The sequence below is a fragment of the Vibrio sp. 1S139 genome (assembly GCF_041439475.1).
Taxonomy (GTDB): domain Bacteria; phylum Pseudomonadota; class Gammaproteobacteria; order Enterobacterales; family Vibrionaceae; genus Vibrio; species Vibrio crassostreae_C.
On sequence record NZ_JBGOOD010000014.1, the window covers coordinates 37,991 to 58,924 of the forward strand.

General features: G+C 44.7%; 18 protein-coding genes and 2 pseudogenes. 6 read left to right on the forward strand and 14 right to left on the reverse strand.

Annotated features, from left to right (window positions below; all coding sequences use genetic code 11):
- Both ACED46_RS06950 and ACED46_RS06955 read left to right on the forward strand, forming a co-directional pair.
- Window positions 1-678 (forward strand): hypothetical protein (locus tag ACED46_RS06950; protein WP_371721148.1); only part of this gene is annotated, 678 nt, incomplete at its 5' end.
- Window positions 679-775: 97 nt separating this feature from the next.
- Window positions 776-1,489, forward strand: coding sequence for a hypothetical protein (locus ACED46_RS06955; RefSeq protein WP_371721149.1), 714 nt, complete (start codon window positions 776-778; stop codon window positions 1,487-1,489).
- 4 nt (window positions 1,490-1,493) lie between these two features.
- Here ACED46_RS06955 and ACED46_RS06960 read toward each other — a convergent pair whose 3' ends face one another.
- From ACED46_RS06960 to ACED46_RS06985, 6 genes are all read right to left on the reverse strand, one after another.
- On the reverse strand, window positions 1,494-2,327 hold the full coding sequence (locus ACED46_RS06960; RefSeq protein WP_371721150.1) for a LysR family transcriptional regulator: 834 nt from the start codon (window positions 2,325-2,327) through the stop codon (window positions 1,494-1,496).
- A gap of 106 nt (window positions 2,328-2,433) precedes the next feature.
- Window positions 2,434-4,014, reverse strand: coding sequence for a peptide chain release factor 3 (gene prfC / locus ACED46_RS06965; protein ID WP_017059244.1), 1,581 nt, complete (start codon window positions 4,012-4,014; stop codon window positions 2,434-2,436).
- 172 nt (window positions 4,015-4,186) lie between these two features.
- Complete coding sequence (gene rimI, locus ACED46_RS06970) at window positions 4,187-4,642, reverse strand: ribosomal protein S18-alanine N-acetyltransferase (protein ID WP_017059243.1); 456 nt, start codon at window positions 4,640-4,642, stop codon at window positions 4,187-4,189.
- Window positions 4,635-5,033 carry a DNA polymerase III subunit psi gene (locus ACED46_RS06975; RefSeq protein WP_017063280.1) on the reverse strand — a complete coding sequence of 133 codons (399 nt, stop codon included), beginning with the start codon at window positions 5,031-5,033 and terminating at the stop codon, window positions 4,635-4,637. Before ACED46_RS06975 ends, rimI begins: the two co-directional genes overlap by 8 nt.
- Window positions 5,034-5,231: 198 nt before the next feature.
- Window positions 5,232-5,735: a GNAT family N-acetyltransferase gene (locus tag ACED46_RS06980; RefSeq protein ID WP_017059241.1), complete on the reverse strand. Its 504-nt coding sequence runs from the start codon at window positions 5,733-5,735 to the stop codon at window positions 5,232-5,234.
- Entirely contained in the window at window positions 5,719-6,246 is a 528-nt protein-coding gene (locus tag ACED46_RS06985; protein ID WP_170963063.1) for an SCP2 domain-containing protein, read from the reverse strand. Before ACED46_RS06985 ends, ACED46_RS06980 begins: the two co-directional genes overlap by 17 nt.
- Before the next feature lie 258 nt (window positions 6,247-6,504).
- Between ACED46_RS06985 and ACED46_RS06990 the strand changes: the two genes are divergently transcribed.
- From ACED46_RS06990 to ACED46_RS07005, 4 genes and pseudogenes are all read left to right on the forward strand, one after another.
- Window positions 6,505-8,544, forward strand: coding sequence for a bifunctional diguanylate cyclase/phosphodiesterase (locus tag ACED46_RS06990; RefSeq protein WP_017059239.1), 2,040 nt, complete (start codon window positions 6,505-6,507; stop codon window positions 8,542-8,544).
- 359 nt (window positions 8,545-8,903) lie between these two features.
- Window positions 8,904-8,948 (forward strand): annotated as a pseudogene (locus tag ACED46_RS06995) (hypothetical protein); the annotation flags it as partial.
- A pseudogene (locus tag ACED46_RS07000) lies at window positions 8,947-9,726 on the forward strand (peptidase U32 family protein); the annotation flags it as partial. The pseudogenes ACED46_RS06995 and ACED46_RS07000, both read left to right, overlap by 2 nt.
- Window positions 9,727-9,744: 18 nt before the next feature.
- Window positions 9,745-10,623, forward strand: coding sequence for a U32 family peptidase (locus ACED46_RS07005; RefSeq protein WP_371721151.1), 879 nt, complete (start codon window positions 9,745-9,747; stop codon window positions 10,621-10,623).
- A gap of 85 nt (window positions 10,624-10,708) precedes the next feature.
- Here ACED46_RS07005 and ACED46_RS07010 read toward each other — a convergent pair whose 3' ends face one another.
- The 8 genes from ACED46_RS07010 to infB all read right to left on the reverse strand — a co-directional run bounded on the left by ACED46_RS07010 (window position 10,709) and on the right by infB (window position 20,918).
- Window positions 10,709-12,046 carry an MATE family efflux transporter gene (locus tag ACED46_RS07010; protein WP_371721152.1) on the reverse strand — a complete coding sequence of 446 codons (1,338 nt, stop codon included), beginning with the start codon at window positions 12,044-12,046 and terminating at the stop codon, window positions 10,709-10,711.
- An 89-nt stretch (window positions 12,047-12,135) separates the two neighbouring features.
- The gene (locus ACED46_RS07015) at window positions 12,136-12,543 is read right to left on the reverse strand and encodes a MarR family winged helix-turn-helix transcriptional regulator (RefSeq protein WP_017056675.1); all 408 of its coding nucleotides are present in this window, start codon (window positions 12,541-12,543) and stop codon (window positions 12,136-12,138) included.
- Between the two features lie 153 nt (window positions 12,544-12,696).
- Complete coding sequence (gene nlpI / locus ACED46_RS07020) at window positions 12,697-13,620, reverse strand: lipoprotein NlpI (protein ID WP_017059235.1); 924 nt, start codon at window positions 13,618-13,620, stop codon at window positions 12,697-12,699.
- A gap of 124 nt (window positions 13,621-13,744) precedes the next feature.
- A complete protein-coding gene (pnp, locus tag ACED46_RS07025; protein ID WP_017059234.1) occupies window positions 13,745-15,865 on the reverse strand; it encodes a polyribonucleotide nucleotidyltransferase in 2,121 nt (706 codons plus the stop codon).
- Between the two features lie 378 nt (window positions 15,866-16,243).
- Window positions 16,244-16,513 carry a 30S ribosomal protein S15 gene (gene rpsO, locus ACED46_RS07030; protein WP_010436144.1) on the reverse strand — a complete coding sequence of 90 codons (270 nt, stop codon included), beginning with the start codon at window positions 16,511-16,513 and terminating at the stop codon, window positions 16,244-16,246.
- Between the two features lie 213 nt (window positions 16,514-16,726).
- A complete protein-coding gene (gene truB / locus ACED46_RS07035; protein ID WP_017059233.1) occupies window positions 16,727-17,680 on the reverse strand; it encodes a tRNA pseudouridine(55) synthase TruB in 954 nt (317 codons plus the stop codon).
- A complete protein-coding gene (gene rbfA / locus ACED46_RS07040) occupies window positions 17,680-18,093 on the reverse strand; it encodes a 30S ribosome-binding factor RbfA (protein WP_017065964.1) in 414 nt (137 codons plus the stop codon). The genes truB and rbfA overlap by 1 nt, the downstream gene beginning before the upstream one ends.
- A 134-nt stretch (window positions 18,094-18,227) precedes the next feature.
- Window positions 18,228-20,918, reverse strand: coding sequence for a translation initiation factor IF-2 (infB, locus tag ACED46_RS07045; protein ID WP_017059231.1), 2,691 nt, complete (start codon window positions 20,916-20,918; stop codon window positions 18,228-18,230).
- Between the last annotated feature and the right edge of the window lie 16 nt (window positions 20,919-20,934).

Sequence of the window (20,934 nt, forward strand, 5' to 3'; positions counted from 1 at the left end):
GAGTGGGTAGGTACTGTACAACGCAAGGATGGTGAGATCATTTTCCGTGGCAACGGAGACTTTGAAAAAACTCTAGTAAAAGTTGAAGGTGACCTAGAAGCTAACGGCAGTGCAGCCATCGTTAAAGGTAATGGCGAATGGTTAGCAACTGTTGAGCGTGTGGATAGTGGTTTTGAGATAACTAGTGGCAAGGGAACTATTGTAATTGATAGCCCACGACCTACTCTCCCAGCCTCTCCAGAGCACCCAGATATGGACTTTGATGATACACCTCGTTGGTCTCCAGATTTCGGTGAAGACCGCCCCGAGATGGAAGAGCGTGACCTGACAGTTAAGATCATTAACGGCGAAATCCACATTATCGACGAAAACACCAGCGAGTGGGTAGGTACTGTCCAACGCAAAGATGGCGAGCTCGTATTTATTGGCAACGGAGACTTTGAAAAAACACTACTTCGTGTGGAAGGCGATGTTACTTCTGACCAATTCTCTTTAGTCAAAGGCAACGGTCAATGGGTTGCGACTGTTTCAAAAATAGATGACGGTGTACGTATTCAAACAAAGAATCACGATCATGTGTTTGATGGTTCAAACATCGACCGTAGCAAGCTTCAATCTATCGACCCAACTAAACTACAGAAAGCTAAATCCGCTATTCAACAACGTTTACGCGGCTAAAATTCAACCTGAGTTGAACCCGCTCACCCGATAATAGTGAACGCTATTATCGGGTGTTTTTACTCACTAGCTAAGGAAAGCGATTCGGAATTTGAATATGAAACGCCTTCTATTAATACTTGCTTCCACCTTCCCTTTTCATTCATCAGCAAATGACACTCTGGTTGAATCTATTGAGCGTTTTACGGATATTTTTTCCGTCAGCTTATCTCAAAACCCAGACAACGAAAAAACGGTTGCCACTCTTGATATCAACTATCAAATCAATGATAAATTGCGTGTTTTTGGAGAGGTTGATACTCAAGACTATTGGCAAGCAGGGTTGGGATATTCATTCTGGCAAGGGGACACGTACTACACTGAAAACACCATAAAAGTCAGCGAACATGAGATCACAACAGGCATTTTTGTTGCTAAGTTGATTCATGAAAATTGGACACTGCTTGGCGATATCAACTACAACTATATGGACAGAGATTTCGATGCTTGTCTTCCAAACTTATGCATGGAATATAGAGCCTCTGACACATTCGATTATAGTGCAGGCGCTCTGTGGAGCCCGATTCAATATGCTGACTTTCTTTACAAATTCAACCAAGAAATCGGATTCAAAAAAGATACCCAAGACTTTTATATTAAAGATGATACTACTACGAGATCTAGACATATCAGAAATGAAACTAGGACCAACATTCATTATCACGAAGTAGCTGTATTCTTTAACTTGAAGTACGTAAAACCGTCCGTTACCTACACCATATACCCTGAAAACAAAAACTATGTGGAATTCGGTTTAGCCTTCGATTTCTAGCTATTTAGTAGCTGTTTAGTAGCTGTTTAAGCTTCTCTCGCAACTCTTGGTGTTGCCCATTAGTTTGATACTTCTTGTGATAGAAAAACTCAAACTCCACAGGACGCATTGAGAATGGAGGCTCATGAATCCGTAAGCCAATGGTTTTTGCTAATTGGATCATGCTAACCGGAACCGCAGCAATGTAGTCAGTCCCTTTTACCGCCAATATCAAGTTAGTGATGTTTCTTACTTCAATAGCAACATCACGAGTGAAGCTCTTTTCGGAAAGAAAGTCGACTATTTGAGTATCTTGGCGAAGTAACTTCAAGGTTACATGCCGTGCTTCAAGAAACTCATCCATCGAAATCTTCTCACCAAATTGACTGTTTTCAGGATCACTCATAAGAAGCAATCTATCAGTAGTTGCAAATTCAGACGCTAAACTTGACTGTTTAGGTAAACCAGTATCGACCACTAAATCTACTCGATTGAGTCGGATATCCTCGACAACATTCTCTACAGAAATTGGGGATTCAACTAACTGAACACCATTAAGCATGGGCATCTTGTGGAGCAGATTCGCAGGCATATAAACGGTAAAATCACGCTTTCTTGATACTGCACCTTCCATCAACTCTAAAGCATCAGATAATTGACCTGCCAATTTGTGAGCCATTGACGTTGGTTCTATTGAACGCCCTACTCTTACGAACAACGCATAGCCTACCACCGCTTCAAACCTCTTGATTGCAGCACTGACCGCAGGTTGAGTTAGCTCTAACGATTCAGCCGCTTTGGTTATCGATCTTTGTTGATATACAGAGAGGAATGGCTTTACTAAATTGAGATCAAACACGCTTTACTCCATCAAAACGGTGTACTCTTAGTGTAACAAAAAAGCCGAATGCTAGAAGCAATTCGGCTTTAATATTATCCAACAGTGTTATGTAGAACTGTCGCTATTAGTGCTCGCGCGTCGCTCGGAATTGAACTTCAGGGAAACGTTCAGAAGCTAGGTTCAAGTTCACCATAGTTGGTGCGATGTAAGACAGGTTATCACCGCCATCTAGCGCTAGGTTAGATTGGTTCTTACGTTTGAATTCTTCAAGTTTCTTAGCGTCATCACATTCAACCCAACGAGCTGTTGCAACGTTAACACCTTCGTAGATAGCTTCTACGTTGTATTCCGCTTTCAAGCGCGCTACAACCACGTCGAACTGAAGTACACCAACCGCACCAACGATCAGGTCGTTGTTCTGCATAGGACGGAATACTTGTACTGCGCCCTCTTCTGAAAGCTGAACTAAGCCTTTTAGAAGTTGCTTCTGCTTAAGTGGATCGCGCAGGCGAATACGACGGAATAGCTCAGGTGCGAAGTTAGGGATACCAGCGAACTTCAGGCTCTCACCTTGAGTGAAGGTATCACCAATCTGGATAGTACCGTGGTTATGTAGACCGATAATATCACCCGCGTATGCTTTTTCAGCACGTGCACGGTCACCCGCCATAAAGGTTACCGCATCAGAGATACTTACACTCTTGCCTGTACGAACATGGTTCATCTTCATACCTTGGTTGTAAGTACCCGAAACGATACGCATGAATGCGATACGGTCACGGTGTTTAGGGTCCATGTTTGCTTGGATCTTAAATACGAAACCAGAGAACTTCTCTTCTGTCGCTTCAACATCACGTTCGTTCGCTTGACGCGTTTGAGGTGCAGGAGCCCATTTCGTTAGACCATCAAGCATGTGGTCCACACCAAAGTTACCCAATGCAGTACCGAAGTAAACCGGCGTTAGCTCACCAGCAAGGAACAGTTCGTGATCAAACTCCGGACAAGCACCAATAACAAGCTCTAGTTCTTCACGTACGCTTTCCGCAAGATCAGCACCTACCGCTTCATCTAGCTCAGGGTTGTCCAAACCTTTAATGATGCGAACTTCTTGAATCTCATGACCGTGGCCAGATTCGTACAAGATCGTTTCGTCACGGTGAATATGGTAAACACCTTTAAACTCTTTACCACAACCGATTGGCCATGAGATTGGAGCACAGGCCATACCTAGCTCGCTTTCCACTTCATCAAGCACTTCCATCGGGTCACGAACATCACGGTCAAGTTTGTTCATAAACGTTACGATTGGAGTATCACGCAGACGTGTTACTTCCATCAGCTTACGAGTACGGTCTTCGACACCTTTAGCAGCATCGATAACCATCAAACAAGAATCAACCGCTGTTAGCGTACGGTACGTATCTTCCGAGAAATCTTCGTGTCCTGGAGTATCGAGTAGGTTTACTAGGCAATCATTGTATGGGAATTGCATTACCGACGTAGTTACCGAGATACCACGTTCTTTTTCCATCTCCATCCAGTCAGATTTAGCGTGCTGGTTAGAGCCACGGCCTTTTACGGTACCCGCTTTTTGAATCGCGTTTCCGAATAAAAGAACTTTTTCAGTAATCGTGGTTTTACCCGCATCCGGGTGAGAGATAATCGCAAACGTTCTACGTTTGCTCACTTCTTGTTGGAAAGACATAGTCGCCCTTTGCTGATCTAAAGCGTAAAAAGGGCAAGTAGATAATACTTGCCCTTGAATTCTGTGTGCGGATTATACAGAAAGCGTATCACTTTCTAAAGGGTCAGTTTACACCCTATTTTTTGGCTAATTTTGTGATTAGCTATCTAGTTAGCGAAAAGACGTAACATGACTAGCTAAAAGACATAAAAAGATAGCTCATAATGATGGCATCTTCGTTGCCTTGTTTAGTTGGATAGTAATTACGACGGCGATCAACTTCGTTGAAGCCTGCCTTTTCGTAAAGATTAAACGCGTTCACATTACTTTCGCGAACTTCCAGCCAAGCGCTTTCAGCATCAGCTTGTTCACATATATCAAGGAAATGTTCAGTTAGTGCCTTACCATAACCTTTGCCTTGCTTGCTTGGGTCTACCGCAATATTAAGCAGCGTCACTTCACCAACAATATTTTGAGCGAAGAAATAGCCCACCACTTGTCCATCAACTTCAAGGACATGATGACAAGCGCCTCGGCTATCAAGATCTCGGATCATATTTTCAGACCAAGGGTGAGAATGCGCGGCCTGCTCTATCTTCCAAATGGCGTCTAGGTGTTGTTGTGAAGTCGGTAAAAATTGATTAGTCATAAGCACAAATTTGTTGCCATAAGTCGCGGCGGTGTTGGTTGTTACCGTTAATGTCAGACAGTAATGGCGATTGAAGTGTTTTAGCCTTCAGCTCTTGAGCCGACTCACAACCAGCAAACCATATCCACTCAACCGAACCTAAATCCACAGTAGACAAGTGTTGCGGTTGAAGGTGTAAAGCCTGAGATAAGTCGAGCTTGATACTTTTGAGTACTCGCTCAAACATCACGGCGAGATCTTCCTGAGGTTTTTCAGGCGAAACCAACAGTAACTTGCAATCGCTCGAGAGCGGAGTCAATTCAGATTCATAACCTGCTAAACGCTCTGGGTGACTTAGTTCCCATTGGCTAATGCCCATCTCATGTAGGTATTGCGCGTGTGTTTGTGACATATCTAGCGGTAGTAACCTTAAGTTTATTGGAGCCAAAGTTTATTGAAACCAGAAGTTTGTTAGAACTAGTTTTGTGAAAGCTGCCTCTATTGAAAGAGCGCTTATTAGAGCAGGGCTGATACTAACAAAAAATAAAGGAGCATCAAGCTCCTTTATTTAGACTAAATCAGTTTGTATCTTGTTGCGTGATAAATCAGCTTATAAGTCGTTGAACTCAGGACTGTAAGCAATCTCACCAGAATGCCCTGCAAGCGCACCTTCAACTAACTCGATAGCTTGGAAAGCTCCTTCAGGTACATCCCAAGTGCAGCTCAAACCAAATTCACTCGCAGCCTTGAAACCAAAGCGACCGTAATAGGCAGGATCACCAAGCACGACACAGGCTGGGTAACCAAAATCAACCAAAGTAGAGAAAGCATCTTCAACCAGTGATTTAGCAATGCCTTGGTTGCGGAACTCTTCTTTCACAGCAAGTGGTGCAAGCCCCTGCCAGTTGTGATCGTCACCTTTAAGGGTAATTGGGCTAAACATCAGGTGACCAACCACCTCGCCTTCGTCAGAGCAAGCCACCAGCGATAGCGTTAAATGACTATTCTCACGCAAGCTCATAACCAAATTAGCTTCTGCATCCGTTTCAAAAACAGATTTCAATAGACGATCAATGACAAGTATATCTGCCGGTGCTTCAGTTCGAATAAGCATTCATTACCTCACTTTGTGTATCTGGGGATTGTACTCCCTTCTGCACAAAATCAGCTAATTGATTTAACAAAGTTTTCATAGGAGTCGGCAATAAGTCCAAATCTACGCTATCCATCAAGTTTTTGACCTCTAAACCGAGCTCTGTATCACCTTCAATAGACAGTCGACGTTGGAAGAAAAGCGTATCTGGGTCTTCTTTACGTCCCGCAATCAACACAAGATCGTTAAGATTGCCGCTAAAGCTTACATCTTCAACCACGTCTTTATCAGCTACAACCAGTTGCTCATTTTTGTAGCTAATACACCAACTTAACCCCATGTCTTTTATTGAGACTTTCAGCCATTTGTCTTCTAAAAACTCAAAGTCACCGTCCTCTAAAGCTTCCTTGAATACATTCTTAAGCGCCTCCAATAAGGCTCTTTTTTGTACTGTTTTAGGCAATAACTGGACTGGAGATCGCAAAATTGATGCGGCATTTTGAACTAGTTGAGTGCGAATCTTGTTTATCACGTGACTTATCCGTAACTTTGTCAATAATATGGAATGCATCATAGATGATGTTGAGATCTCAGTTACTGTTATGTATCAAATTAACTTCTGTTTGATACTCGACCTTTAATATCCTGAAAATCACAGTTATAGTAACTCAGGTAATGAGAATTACAGCGGATCGCTGCACTCACAGGTAAATATCGATAGCCACACAAAAAGTAATAAATATTTATCGATAGTGAATATTCAAGCTCTTGGAGAATTGGTAGTACTTTGATGCCTCCCCAACAACTACAACATTGGTTTACCCAGCTAACTGCAAATAGTCCGTTCTTTTTTGCAGTACTTGATGCTCAACATAACTATTTTATGGTGAATGAGCGTTACTGCGATATTGCTGGTTTGAGTCAAACAGAGCTTGCAGGCATGAATGATCGCCAAACATTGGGCGAACAGTTCTACCAACATCTCAAGCCTTACTATGAGCGTGCATTCAGTGGCGAAACGATTGAGGCCGAAGTCACCCTCAACGAAACAGACCTCGATACCAGCCTTCATTTCAGCCTATCTCCGCTTACCAATGGCAACAAAACCGACTACATCGTCTTTCACGCCTTCGACACATCAGAAAACCAAGTACTTGTCCGTTCTTTAGAAGAATCCGAAGCCAAATTCCACAAACTATCTCAACTACTCCCTGACGGATTACTGCTCGTTGAAAGTGACTATATCTTGTCATCCAACCCAGCGGCAGCGCGCCTGCTTGGCTTTAACTCAACCACAGAGTTAATTGGCGAACAGCTGGGACGCCTATTTATCGATGAACAAACCAAAACAGTCTTCAATAATAACCTCAGCTCTATTATTTCTGAGTCTGGTTTGGTTTGCTTAACGGGTGCGCGATGCGGCTTTGAACGTAAGGTCCAGCTCAACATCGACTCCACCACCGTTCTTGGAAGCAACACTCAGCTGGTGCTTATTCAAGACGCACAAGAAACCGCAAAACAATACACACCAGCAAACAGTGAAGATGCCTACATAGATGCACTGACCAAACTCTACAATCGAGTTGGGTTTACTAAGCGTCTTGAGCAGTTCATTCACAACGATACGCCGGTGGTGATGCTCTACTTAGACATTGATAACTTTAAGAATATCAATGACTCACTTGGTCATCACATCGGTGACAAGGTGATTAAAGAGGTCGCTTCGCGTCTTAAACGCTTACTGCCTCGTAAGGCCGTGATTGGACATTTAGGCGGGGATGAGTTTGGTATTATCCTTCCAGAACCTGAACATCAGCGAACACCTGAAATGCTCGCTGAAAAGATCATTTCCCTGATCAATCAACCCTTCGATCTTCACCACTTTAGCAAGCGCTTAGCCTGCTCTATTGGTAGTGTGAGCTTTCCTCAAGATGGTACTGATGCTCGTATCTTGCTGCAAAATGCAGACACAGCAATGTATGAAGCGAAAGATCGTGGTCGTAATCGTCTGATCAAGTTCAACGAACAGATGAATAAAGAAGCGCGTATGCGACTGTGGCTTGAGATAGAGCTCCAAAAAGCACTGCAACAAAATGGACTTGAGGTTTGGTATCAACCGAAAGTGAATGCCCGTGATTTCACCATCAACGGCGCTGAAGCTCTGGTACGTTGGAAGCATCCTGTCGAAGGTTATATCAGTCCGGCCGCGTTCATTCCTGTGGCGGAACGAGCAGGGCTTATTGAACAACTTGGCCGAGTGGTAATGCGTGAAGTATTTGCTACGGTTAAGCGCTGGAAGATGCAAGGTATCCTTCCAGGTCGAGTGGCTATCAACCTTTCACCAGAACAGTTTGGTAACCCGAAACTGATTGATTACATGGAAAAGCTACTGCGTTCGACCGAGCTTGATCCAAGTGCGATTACGTTCGAGCTAACGGAAAGTGCGGTGATGAGTGATAGTGAACACACACTCCAAATGCTTAACGCCATCAAGAAACTTGGCTTTGCTCTCTCCATTGATGATTTTGGTACAGGTTACTCTTCACTGTCTTACCTTGCTCGCTTCCCAATTGATGAGCTTAAGATAGACCGTGCTTTCATCTCTGATATCGATACCCTACCAAAGCAAATCACCGTAATTGAAAACATCATCAACCTAGGTAAATCTCTCGATTTGACCGTGGTTGCTGAAGGTGTCGAAACCAGTGAGCAAGCAACTCTGCTATCGAACCTCAACTGTAGTTCGATTCAAGGCTTCCACTTCTACCGTCCGCAACCAAAACAAGATGTCGAAGAGTTGTTTGCCCAAAACCGCCGTCATAAGAACTAATCAAGTACCTCATATTTAAACCAAGCCAACATGTAAAACGGTCACTCGTCAGTACCTCAAACGGAGTAAAAGCAGATTTATCCATCTAAACCTGCCTTACATCAATTCCGTCATTCACAATTCTTCATAAAATGCTCGCTTCAACTTAATTCTACTGGTAGTGAGCAAATGGAACTCTTATGCCCAGCGGGTAACTTACCTGCTTTGAAAACCGCTATTGATTGTGGTGCGGATGCTGTCTATATCGGATTCAAAGACGATACCAATGCCCGACACTTTGCAGGCCTAAACTTTGCGGGTAAAAAGCTCGATCGTGCTGTGCAGTATGTGCATGACCACAACAAGAAAATTCATGTTGCCCTAAATACGTTTGCTCACCCAAATGGCTTCGACCGTTGGACTAATGCCGTAGACAACGCCGCTGCTCTGGGTGTTGATGCGCTGATCATCGCAGACATCGCGGTGCTTGAGTACGCAGCAAATAAGTATCCAGATCTCGAACTGCACCTATCAGTGCAAGCATCTGCGACCAATGCGGCGGCTATCGACTTCTACCATAAAAACTTCAACGTTAAGCGTGTCGTACTACCGCGTGTGTTGTCGATTCATCAGGTCAAACAGCTTTCTCGTAACATCACTTCTGACGTTGACCTTGAAGTATTCGCTTTTGGTAGCTTGTGCATCATGGCAGAAGGCCGTTGCTACCTCTCTTCATACATGACAGGCGAATCACCAAATACCGTTGGTGCTTGTTCTCCCGCAAAATACGTTCGCTGGCAAGAAACAGAAACTGGCCTCGAGTCTCGCTTGAACGAAATCCTTATCGATAAGTATGAAGCAGGTGAGAACGCAGGTTACCCAACGCTGTGTAAAGGCCGCTTTGAAGCCGAGATCGATGGTGAACGTAAGCGCTATCACGCACTTGAAGAGCCCACCAGCCTCAACACGCTATCCATGTTGCCTGAGCTTTTCGCGGCAAACGTTGCCTCAGTGAAGATTGAAGGTCGACAACGCAGCCCGGCTTATGTTGAACAAGTCACTCGCACTTGGCGCGCAGCTATCGATCGCTACTTAGCGAACCCAGAACAATACCAAGTGGAACAAGCTTGGAATGCGACACTGGCGAATGTATCTGAAGGTACACAAACCACGCTTGGCGCTTATCACCGTAAATGGCAATAGAGCCAAATGGAGAACTCAATGAAATACGCATTAGGCCCTCTACTTTATTTTTGGCCAAAACAAGACGTTGAAAGCTTCTATGAGCAAGCGAAATCAAGCTCTGCCGACATCATCTATCTAGGTGAAGCGGTGTGTTCAAAACGTCGTGAGATGAAAGCGAAACACTGGATGGACATTGCTAAAGAGCTGTCTGCTTCAGGTAAGCAAGTCGTACTTTCCACCATGGCATTGCTAGAAGCACCAAGCGAAGTCAACATCATGAAGAAGTACATCGATAACGGTGACTTTGCGATCGAAGCCAATGATGTGTCTGCAATTCAACTGGCCAGCGAAAGCAAAGTACCTTTCGTGGTTGGCCCGGCAGTAAACACCTACAACGCACGCACCCTGAACCTATTCTTGAAACAAGGCATGACGCGTTGGTGTATGCCGGTTGAGCTTTCTCGCGAATGGCTAAGCAACGTAATGACCCAGTGCGAAGAGCTAAATATTCGTAACAAGTTCGAAGTTGAAGTGTTTAGCCACGGCTACCTGCCGCTTGCTTACTCAGCACGCTGCTTTACCGCTCGCGCTGAAAACAAAGCTAAAGACGATTGCGAAACCTGCTGTATCAATTACCCAACAGGGCTACAAGTAGAAAGCCAAGAAGGCCAATCAGTCTTCAACCTTAACGGTATTCAGACGCAATCAGGCTACTGCTACAACCTAGTCAATGATTTACCGAACATGCACGACCTGGTTGATGTGGTTCGTTTAAGCCCTCTCGGTATCGATACCTTCTCTGAAATCAACAACTTCAGAGCAAACGAGCAAGGTCAAAAACCGATGAAAATTGAAAGCCGCCAATGTAATGGGTATTGGCATCAGCTTGCAGGTTTAGACGTTAAGAACATCTAGTTCCTCGCATTGGACTAACCAGTAACAAATACAAAAAAGGTCTAGCATTCGCTAGACCTATTTTATTCGACTTAAGAAACGCGACCTATGCCGCCGCGGTTTCCATCGATGAGGCATCGAGCTTCTTTATATCTTTGTAGAGCATCACCATCACCACCACACTTAGCGCGATGTTAGACAGTGGGTACGCAATCCAGATCCCCGGCACACCATACAACTTAGGCATAATGTACAAGAACGGTAGTTGGATAAGCATATTACCTATAGTCACAAACATCGCCTTGCTGCCCTTGTTCACCGCTTGATAGTAAGCAGCTGCGACTACCAAGAAGCCATCCAGCGCCAGTGCAAACATGTGAAGGCGAATACCCAACACGGTGTACTCAACCAACTGAGGTTCGTCTGAGTTAAATACTGATACAAACTCACGTGGGAACGCATTGAGAAGCAGCACGAACGCCACACCAATCAATACCGAACTCATCATCGCAATCTTAAGTAGCTTGCGGATGTTTGCTTGGTTACGCGCACCATGGTTGTAGCTCACCAATGGTTGCATGCCGTTGGCGATACCTTCAGCCGTGAGATAATAAACCGTCACGATGTAGCCCAAAATCGCGTAAGCACCGATCATCAACTGGTCGCCATATTGAGAGAACAACGCATTGTGCAACGCCACCATCATCGAACCATAAGCGTACATAAAGAAGCTTGATGTACCAATGGCGAAGATTTGTGGAATCACATCCAGCTTCAATCTCAACTCATTCCAACGTAAACGTAGGTTTGCTCGACGCGAGAAGAAGTAAGCCAAGCCGAGAGCCGTTACTACAAACTGGGCAATCGCTGTTGCTAATGCTGCACCCATCAACTCCCAGCCATAGAGAGCGATAAACAGGTAATCGAGCACGATATTAATCACCGCACCAACGATCATCAGTATCGTCGCTAAGTTCGGACTGTCATCGTTACGCAGTAGAAACGGCATCGCGATCGAACCTAGCGTGAAGACACTAGCACCAATCAGAATGTGTAAGTACTGCAGACCAAGTTCATACACTCGCCCTTCAGCGCCCTGCCAAAGCAAGAAGTTATCAGCAAACAAGAACAGCAATGCAGAGACAATAGGCGTTATCGCTAACAACAAGGTTAAGCCCGTTGCTAAGATCTGCTTAGCGCCTTGAGTATCTTTTTCACCTTGGCGAATCGAGACAAGCGCACCTGTGCCCACACCCACCAACATACCAATACCAAGAATCGAACCAATCACAGGCCACGCAACATTGATACCTGCAAGTCCATCAGCCCCCACATAGCGGCCAATGAAGATGCCATCCACCACTTGGTACAGGCCATTAACCAACATGGCCGCCACGGTAGGGATTGTGTATCGCCAAAACTGGCGACTAATTGAGTTACTCATTTCTTACTCTACTTTCATTTGTGAGTCGCATATCAACAAGATATGACTCGAAAAATTAGTTAACAAGACTAACTAAATATCTAAATTATTTACTTTAAAGCTTTATTTAATAATAGGTTTAACTGCTGAGATTCTTGCTCAGACAAACGGCTTTCCAGTATCTGTGCCATAACCTGATAGATCTTACTTTCTTCTTCCAAGCCGACTTCCGCTTTGCTGGTCAGTACGACCAACTTAGACCTCGCATCTTCGAGCGAAGCTTTACGCTCAACGAGACCTTTTCTCTCTAACCTTTGAACCATAGTAGTTGCTGAAGGCTTGGTTACTTGCATTTCAATCGCCAGATCTGTCAATCGGATCGGTTCAGGAGAGGCTTGAATGACCTTCAAATAGTCATATTCATTGAAGCTCAATTGGCAAATAGGATCTTCATTTACCTGAGTGCGCCATATCTTAGAGGCGAAGCGCTCAATCTTTTCTAAATTCTGGTTCAGCATACTCACCTAATCAAAGAATGGCATTTAGTTAGCAAGACTAACTATTTTAGTGTTGTTTAAATAAAAAGCAATCAAAACGAGATGAAGATCATAAAAAAGGAGCATAAAAAAACCGCTGACAGGCAGCGGCTTTTCGGAATCAAAATGTGTTGCTTACTTAGCGTTAGCTTCTTCTTCGGCCTCAGCTAACTTAACTTGTGCTAAGTGCTCAGCTTTAAGCGTGGTGAAGATACGGCTTAACTCTAAGAAAGAGTAACGGTGTTCTACGTATTCATACACGTTAAAAGAAACCGCTAACTTGTACAAAGAGATAGCATTCGCGTAATCACCATTCATATGGTAACGCTTAGCAAGGTAGAAGTACGTCTCTGTTAGACGCTGCGCAAGTAACGTGTTGTCACGAGTACCGGTTAAGATCGCCTTGAAAGCCTGCTCTTCAGTAATGTCATCAAGCATAATCGCGACTAATACCCAACCCCACTGCTCATCACGGCTCTCGTAACGTTTTTGCAAATCAAGCTTAGCCTGCTCTGGCGTCAGCTCATGCTGAATGATGTACAACCACAGAGCGCGAAACGGATCGCTAGGATCGTCGGCATAGTGCTTCATCATCTCTTCATTGGCTAAGTCGTAACGCTCGCCATAGTAAAGCGCGATAGAGCGGTTCCTTTCTGCGTAAGAGTTTGCAGGATCAAGCTCTAACGTAGAATCAAAAGATTCATAAGCCGCATCAAACTCCCCTACCTGCGTAAAGTAAACACCCAAAAGATTGAAGATATCAGGTTGAGCAGGGTTCAATGAAAGAGATTGGTTGAAGTCGAGACGCGCGAGATCACGCAGGCCAACACTGTCGTAGTAGTTACCACGTTCAAACAGCATCTTAGCTCGAACTTCATCGTTCAAATCTGGGCGCTGTAATAACTGACTAAGACGTGCAATTTGAACTTCTTGCTGAACGCTTGGTTGCAGTGGCACAGCCATCGGTGGATAAACCCAACTTGAGGTGTTATCTGATGTTGTCGCACAACCTGTTAGTACAAGCAGTAAACACATACTCGCGGTTTGAAACCATTTCACAAATAATTACTCCTGTTATGACCGCAATAAAAAAGGGGAGCGATATGCTCCCCTTTATAACATGCTTTGTTGACGATAGGTTAGAAATCACTAAAAAGCGATATCACCATCGACACACTGAGAATTACTCAGCAGCAGGTGCTTCGCCTTCAGCTGGCGTTTCAACTGCTTCTTTCATGCTTAGACGTACACGGCCTTGACGGTCAATTTCAAGAACCTTAACAGGAACTTCTTGACCTTCAGTTAGGTAGTCAGACACTTTCTCAACGCGCTTGTCAGCGATTTGAGAGATGTGTACTAGACCATCTTTACCTGGAAGGATAGTAACGAATGCACCGAAGTCAGCTAGACGAGCAACTTTACCTTGGTAAATGCGGCCAACTTCAACTTCAGCTGTGATCTCTTCGATACGACGGATAGCTTCTTTAGCAGCTGCGCCTTCAGTAGCAGCAATCTTGATTGTGCCATCGTCTTCGATTTCGATTGTAGTACCAGTTTCTTCACAAAGAGCACGGATAACTGCGCCGCCTTTACCGATAACATCTTTGATCTTATCAGAGCTGATTTTCATTGTGTGGATACGTGGAGCGAATTCAGAGATATCTTCACGAGCACCAGAGATAGCTTCATCCATTACAGAAAGGATGTGCTTACGTGCACCTTGCGCTTGGTTAAGTGCAATTTGCATGATCTCTTTAGTGATACCTTCGATCTTGATGTCCATTTGAAGTGCAGTGATACCAGCGTTAGTACCTGCTACTTTAAAGTCCATGTCACCTAGGTGATCTTCGTCGCCAAGGATGTCAGAAAGAACAACGAAATCGTCGCCTTCTTTAACAAGACCCATTGCGATACCCGCAACAGAAGCTTTGATTGGAACACCAGCATCCATAAGAGCTAGAGATGTACCACATACAGAAGCCATTGAAGAAGAACCGTTAGATTCTGTGATTTCCGATACAACACGAACTGTGTATGGGAATTCTTCAACAGAAGGCATTACTGCTTGGATACCACGTTTAGCAAGCTTACCGTGACCAATTTCACGACGCTTAGGAGAACCAACGAAACCAGTTTCACCTACACAGTATGGAGGGAAGTTGTAGTGTAGAAGGAAGTTGTCTTTCTTCTCACCCATCAGGCTGTCGATGATTTGAGCATCACGTTGTGTGCCAAGCGTTGCAGTAACAAGTGCTTGAGTTTCACCACGAGTGAATAGAGAAGAACCGTGTGTACGTGGAAGAACACCAGTACGTACGTCTAGCGCACGAACCATGTCTTTTTCACGGCCATCGATACGTGGGTTGCCAGCGATGATGCGGCTACGTACTACGTTTTTCTCTAGAGAACCAAGCATGCCGCGGATTTCGCGCTCATCTAGGTTTTCGTCTTGTGCAATTAGAGCTTCAACAACGTCGTTCTTGATTACGCCAACTTGCTCGTAACGAGCCATTTTCTCAGTGATCTGGTACGCGTCAGATAGACGAGTTTCAGCAAGTTCAGCAACTTGAGCTTTAAGCTCAGTGTTAACTGCTGGTGCTTCCCAGTTCCAAGATGGAGTTGCAACTTCAGCAGCAAACTCGTTGATTGCTTTGATTACAACTTGTTGTTGGTCGTGACCGTAAACAACAGCTGAAAGCATTTCTTCTTCAGATAGGTTATCTGCTTCAGATTCAACCATAAGTACTGCGCCTTCTGTACCAGACACAACTAGGTCTAGTTTAGAGTTTTCAAGCTCAGTATTTGATGGGTTAAGAACAAGTTCGCCGTCGATGTGACCAACACGTGCAGCACCGATAGGACCATTGAATGGAGCACCAGAGATAGCAAGCGCAGCAGATGTTGCGATCATAGTGATCATGTCTGGGTTTACGTCAGGGTTGATAGAAACAACCGTAGCGATAACTTGAACTTCGTTTTTAAACGCACTTGGGAAAAGTGGACGAATTGGACGGTCAATCAGACGAGCTGTTAGTGTTTCGCCTTCAGATGGACGACCTTCACGCTTGAAGAAACCACCAGGGATTTTACCCGCAGCGTATGTACGCTCTTGGTAGTTTACTGTTAGTGGGAAGAAGTCTTGACCTGCAACTGCTTCCTTCTTAGCAACAACAGAAACGAATACTGATGTATCGTCCATAGTCGCCATTACAGCAGCAGTAGCTTGACGTGCAATTACGCCCGTTTCTAGAGTAACGGTGTGGTTACCGTACTGGAACGATTTTACAACTGGTTTTTCAAACATTGTATATCCTTAGCTCTAAAGTCAGACTTTAGATTAAGTGAATAATGACTCAAGACATTACCAATCGCGACTAGTGAAAAGGGACTTAGGATGGTGACTCTTTGTATGTGTTCATACGCCGAATTAAGACCAAATCCGCCTTTGAATAGTCGCGACCTATTGGCCGACATCTGTGACTGTAATCTCTTGAGAGGTTGATTGCCAAACGCTGAAAACGCTATAGGCGGGCGTAGTATAAACTATTTTTATTAGGAGATATATTTCCTATCAGAAAAAGCCAGATGATATTCTGAGCATCCAGCCTAGCATTTTCTTACAGGCACAAAAAAAGGAGCATAAATGCTCCTTTTCTTCAAACTGTCTTTGCAGACATCGCTATTAGCGACGTAGGCCTAGACGCTTGATTAGGTCTTGGTAACGAGCAAGGTTTTTGCCTTTCAAGTAATCAAGAAGCTTACGACGGCTAGAAACCATACGTAGTAGACCACGACGGCTGTGGTGATCGTGTTTGTGCGCTTTGAAGTGACCTTGTAGGTGGTTGATAGAAGCAGTAAGTAGTGCTACTTGTACTTCTGGTGAACCTGTGTCGCCTTCAGATTGTGCGTATTCTGCAACGATTGCTGCTTTAGTTTCTGCATTCAGAGACATAATTCTCTCCTGATAAGAGTAAGTTTATATTTGTAGCAGCCAATCTCTGATTCAGCCGCTACGCGAGCCGAGGATTATAGGGAAGTTTGTCAGTTGGCGCAATAACAATCGAACCCATTAAAAACGAAAAAAGCGAACCACCTAAATTAGGCGTTCGCTTTCTATCTTATTTGCTCGCTTTTCACGACTCAGCGCTAAGATCCGATGTAAGCGCTACGCTTGTGGCTCTTCATCTCTGAAAACAACCAAACGCTTCGGTGCAACTCGGCCATCTTCAGCAATCTGAGCTACGCCGACAAACAGCTTCTCTTCGCCACTTGTCATACGAACCGTGCCTTCAGTTGGCGCACCAGCAACCTGAACTGGCATACCGTGCTGAACTAGGTCAGTCAGTTCCGCGTTCAGGTTTACTTCTGGTAAGTCTTCAACGGCAGTGTCCATTGGCATCAGCAGTGGATCAAGCAGCTCTTTCGGTGCAATTTCTTGCGCCTGTGCTTGCTCTAGGATCTCGTTTAACTGCTCCAAAGTCACCATACGCTCGTATGGGTACTTTGCGACACCTGTACGACGAAGCATGGTCACGTGAGCACCACAACCTAGCATTTCACCAAGGTCGTCGGTAATTGTGCGGATGTATGTGCCTTTCGAACAATGCACTTCCATTTCAACTTCATCACCTTCAAAGCGAAGCAGTTCAATAGAGTACACAGTGATCTTACGAGACTCACGAGGAACCTCGATACCTGCACGTGCGTATTCGTACAAAGGCTTACCTTGATACTTCAATGCCGAAAACATTGATGGTATCTGATCGGTTTCACCCTTGAAGCTCGCAATGCAACGTTCAAGCTGTTCTTGAGTCACGTTAACATCACGTGTCTCTACCACTTCACCATCAGAGTCAGAGGTATTGGTACGCTCACCAAGCTTAGCGATAACAACGTAGCGCTTATCAGAATCTAGAAGAAACTGAGAGAACTTCGTCGCTTCACCAAGACAAATTGGCAGCATGCCAGTCGCAAGAGGATCCAGAGCACCGGTGTGCCCTGCCTTCTCTGCAAAGTAAATACGCTTTACTTTTTGCAGTGCATCATTAGACGAAATACCAGTCGGCTTATCTAATAGAATTACCCCGTTGATAGGGCGACCTTTACGACGGCGAGCCATTACTCTTCGCCCTTAGACTGAGTTTCGTCAGTGCGGCCAGCTTCTTCTTGCTTACGCTTGTCGTCGTTCAGAACTTCACTTACTAGGTTAGACATACGCATGCCTTCTACTAGTGTGTTGTCGTAAGTAAAACGAACTTCAGGCGTTAGACGGTGGCGAATACGCTTACCAAGAGCCATACGAACTGGCACTTCATGCTCTTTAAGAGCTTTAAGGCATGATTCAGGAGTTTGCTCACCAACACACAGGAAAGTCACGAACACTTTTGCGTAAGCAAGGTCACGAGACACTTCTACGTCTGAGATAGTTACCATACCAATACGTGAGTCACGAACTTCACGTTGTAGGATAAGAGCAAGCTCTTTTTGAAGCTGCTGAGACACACGTTGTGTGCGGCTAAATTCTTTTGACATTTTCTTTTCTCACTTAGAAAGATGGGGGGCTTGGTAATTACCAGCCCCCCATGGTGTATTCAACAACCGATTACTTATTACCTTTACTAGTAATGTTAGTAACCTTAGTCAATATGTCGAGTCGTACAGACTGATTAGTCTAGAGTACGTTTAACCTCAACGATTTCGAATACTTCGATCTGGTCACCAACGCGAACGTCGTTGTAGTTCTTAACGCCGACACCACACTCGTAACCGTTCTTAACTTCTTGAACGTCATCTTTAAAGCGACGAAGTGACTCTAGTTCACCTTCGTAGATAACAACGTTTTCACGAAGTACACGGATTGGGTTGCTACGCTTAATCGTACCTTCAGTCACGATACAACCAGCGATTGCACCAAGTTTAGGCGACTTAAATACGTCACGAACTTGTGCAAGACCAATGATCTCTTGACGGAATTCAGGAGCAAGCATACCGCCCATCGCCTGTTTAACTTCGTCAATTAGTTGGTAAATGATTGAGTAGTAACGTAGATCTAGGTTTTCGTTCTGAACCGTGTTACGCGCAGTTGCGTCAGCACGAACGTTGAAACCAAGGATGATAGCGTTAGAAGCTGCAGCAAGCGTTGCATCAGTTTCAGTAATACCACCAACACCAGAACCTACGATGTTCACTTTCACTTCGTCAGTTGACAGTTTCAGTAGAGAGTCAGCAATCGCTTCTACAGAACCTTGAACGTCAGCTTTAAGTACCACGTTAAGCTCAGCAACTTCGCCAGCCGTCATGTTCGCGAACATGTTCTCTAGTTTCGCTTTTTGTTGGCGAGCTAGTTTAACATCACGGAATTTACCTTGACGGTAGTTCGCAACTTCACGTGCTTTACGCTCATCACGTACAACAGTCGCTTCATCGCCTGACGAAGGAACACCAGAAAGACCTAGAATTTCTACAGGAATAGATGGACCTGCAGTTTCGATGTCTTTACCGTTTTCATCACGCATTGCACGAACACGGCCGTACTCTTGACCACAAAGAACGATATCGCCTTTGTTTAGAGTACCAGACTGTACTAGTACTGTTGCAACTGGACCACGACCTTTATCAAGACGAGATTCAACAACAACACCAGACGCCATGCCTTCTTTAACCGCTGTAAGTTCAAGAACTTCAGACTGAAGAAGGATAGCTTCTAGAAGACCATCGATGTTTGTACCCTGTTTAGCAGAGATGTGAACGAAGATGTTCTCACCACCCCATTCTTCAGGGATAACGTCGTATTGAGCTAGCTCATTCTTAACGTTGTCTGGGTTTGCACCCTCTTTATCGATCTTGTTCACAGCAACAATCAGAGGAACGCCTGCCGCTTTCGCGTGCTGGATTGCTTCGATTGTTTGTGGCATTACGCCATCGTCTGCTGCAACTACAAGTACAACGATATCTGTCGCTTGAGCACCACGAGCACGCATAGCTGTAAACGCCGCGTGTCCAGGAGTATCAAGGAAAGTGATCATACCGTTGTCAGTATCTACGTGGTAAGCACCAATGTGCTGCGTGATACCGCCAGCTTCGCCAGAAGCAACGTGTGCTTTACGAATGTAATCAAGTGTTGAAGTTTTACCGTGGTCAACGTGACCCATGATAGTAACAACAGGAGCACGACCTTCAGCGATAGCATCGCTATCACGGTCAGCTAGTACTGCTTCTTCAAGTTCGTTTTCTTTACGTAGGATTACCTTGTGACCCATTTCTTCAGCAACAAGTTGTGCTGTTTCTTGGTCGATCACTTGGTTGATAGTCGCCATAGCGCCCATCTTCATCATTACTTTGATAACTTCAGTTGCTTTAACTGACATTTTGCTAGCCAGTTCAGAAACAACGATAGTTTCGCCGATAGCAACGTCAGATTTAGCAACAGTTGCTGACTTATCGAAGCCTTGCTGCATTGAAGTTGGTTTAGCAAGCTTACCTTTACCGCCACGACCACGCTGGTTACGACCACCACGGTTGTTTGCAGGTTGGTTAGCAGGAGCTGCTTTCTTCTTGCGACGACGAGGTGCTTTCTCATCTTTCTTATCTGCCGCATCTTCAGCTTCACGAGCGTAAGTAGAAGTAGTCACATGGTAATCCGCAGATTTCTCTTGCTCTTTCTTCTTCTTCTCTTCTTCAGACCAACGTTCTTGGTTCTCTTCTGCTAACTTACGAGCTTCTTCAACAAGCTTAGCTGCTTCAGCTTCTGCTTTACGAGTTGCTTCTAGCTCTTGACGAGCTTTAAGTTCATCCGCTTCTTTTTTCGCTTGTGCGTTAGCGTCTGCATTTTTTGAATTCATGTCTTTTTTAGCCTTTTCAGCTTGTGCGCGTTGAGCCTTCTCTTCAGCTTCACGTTTTGCATCCGCTTCACGTGTTACTTTTTCTTCAGCTTCGCGCTGTGCTTTCTCTGCAGCATCACGTTTCGCTTGCTCTTCAGCATCGCGTTGTGCTTTCTCTTCCGCTTCACGATTAGCTACTTCCTCAGCTTCACGTTTCGCTTCATCTTCAATAGTGCTGCGCTTCACGTAAGTACGCTTTTTACGTACCTCTACTTGAACATCCTTACTCTTACCGCCTCCAGCGGCAACACTTAGCGTGCTGCGGGTCTTGCGTTGAAGAGTTAAACGAGTCGGTTCTGTTTCGCCTGAAGTATCGCCGTGCTCCTTTTTAAGGTGCGTTAGCAATGTTTGCTTCTCTGAATCAGTCACTTGATCCGACCCTGCTTTCTTCATGCCTGCATCAGCAAGTTGTTCAATTAAGCGGTCAACTGGCGTACCAATCTCTTCACTCAGTGCTTTAACTGTTAATTGTGTCATACCGCTTTCTCTCCTT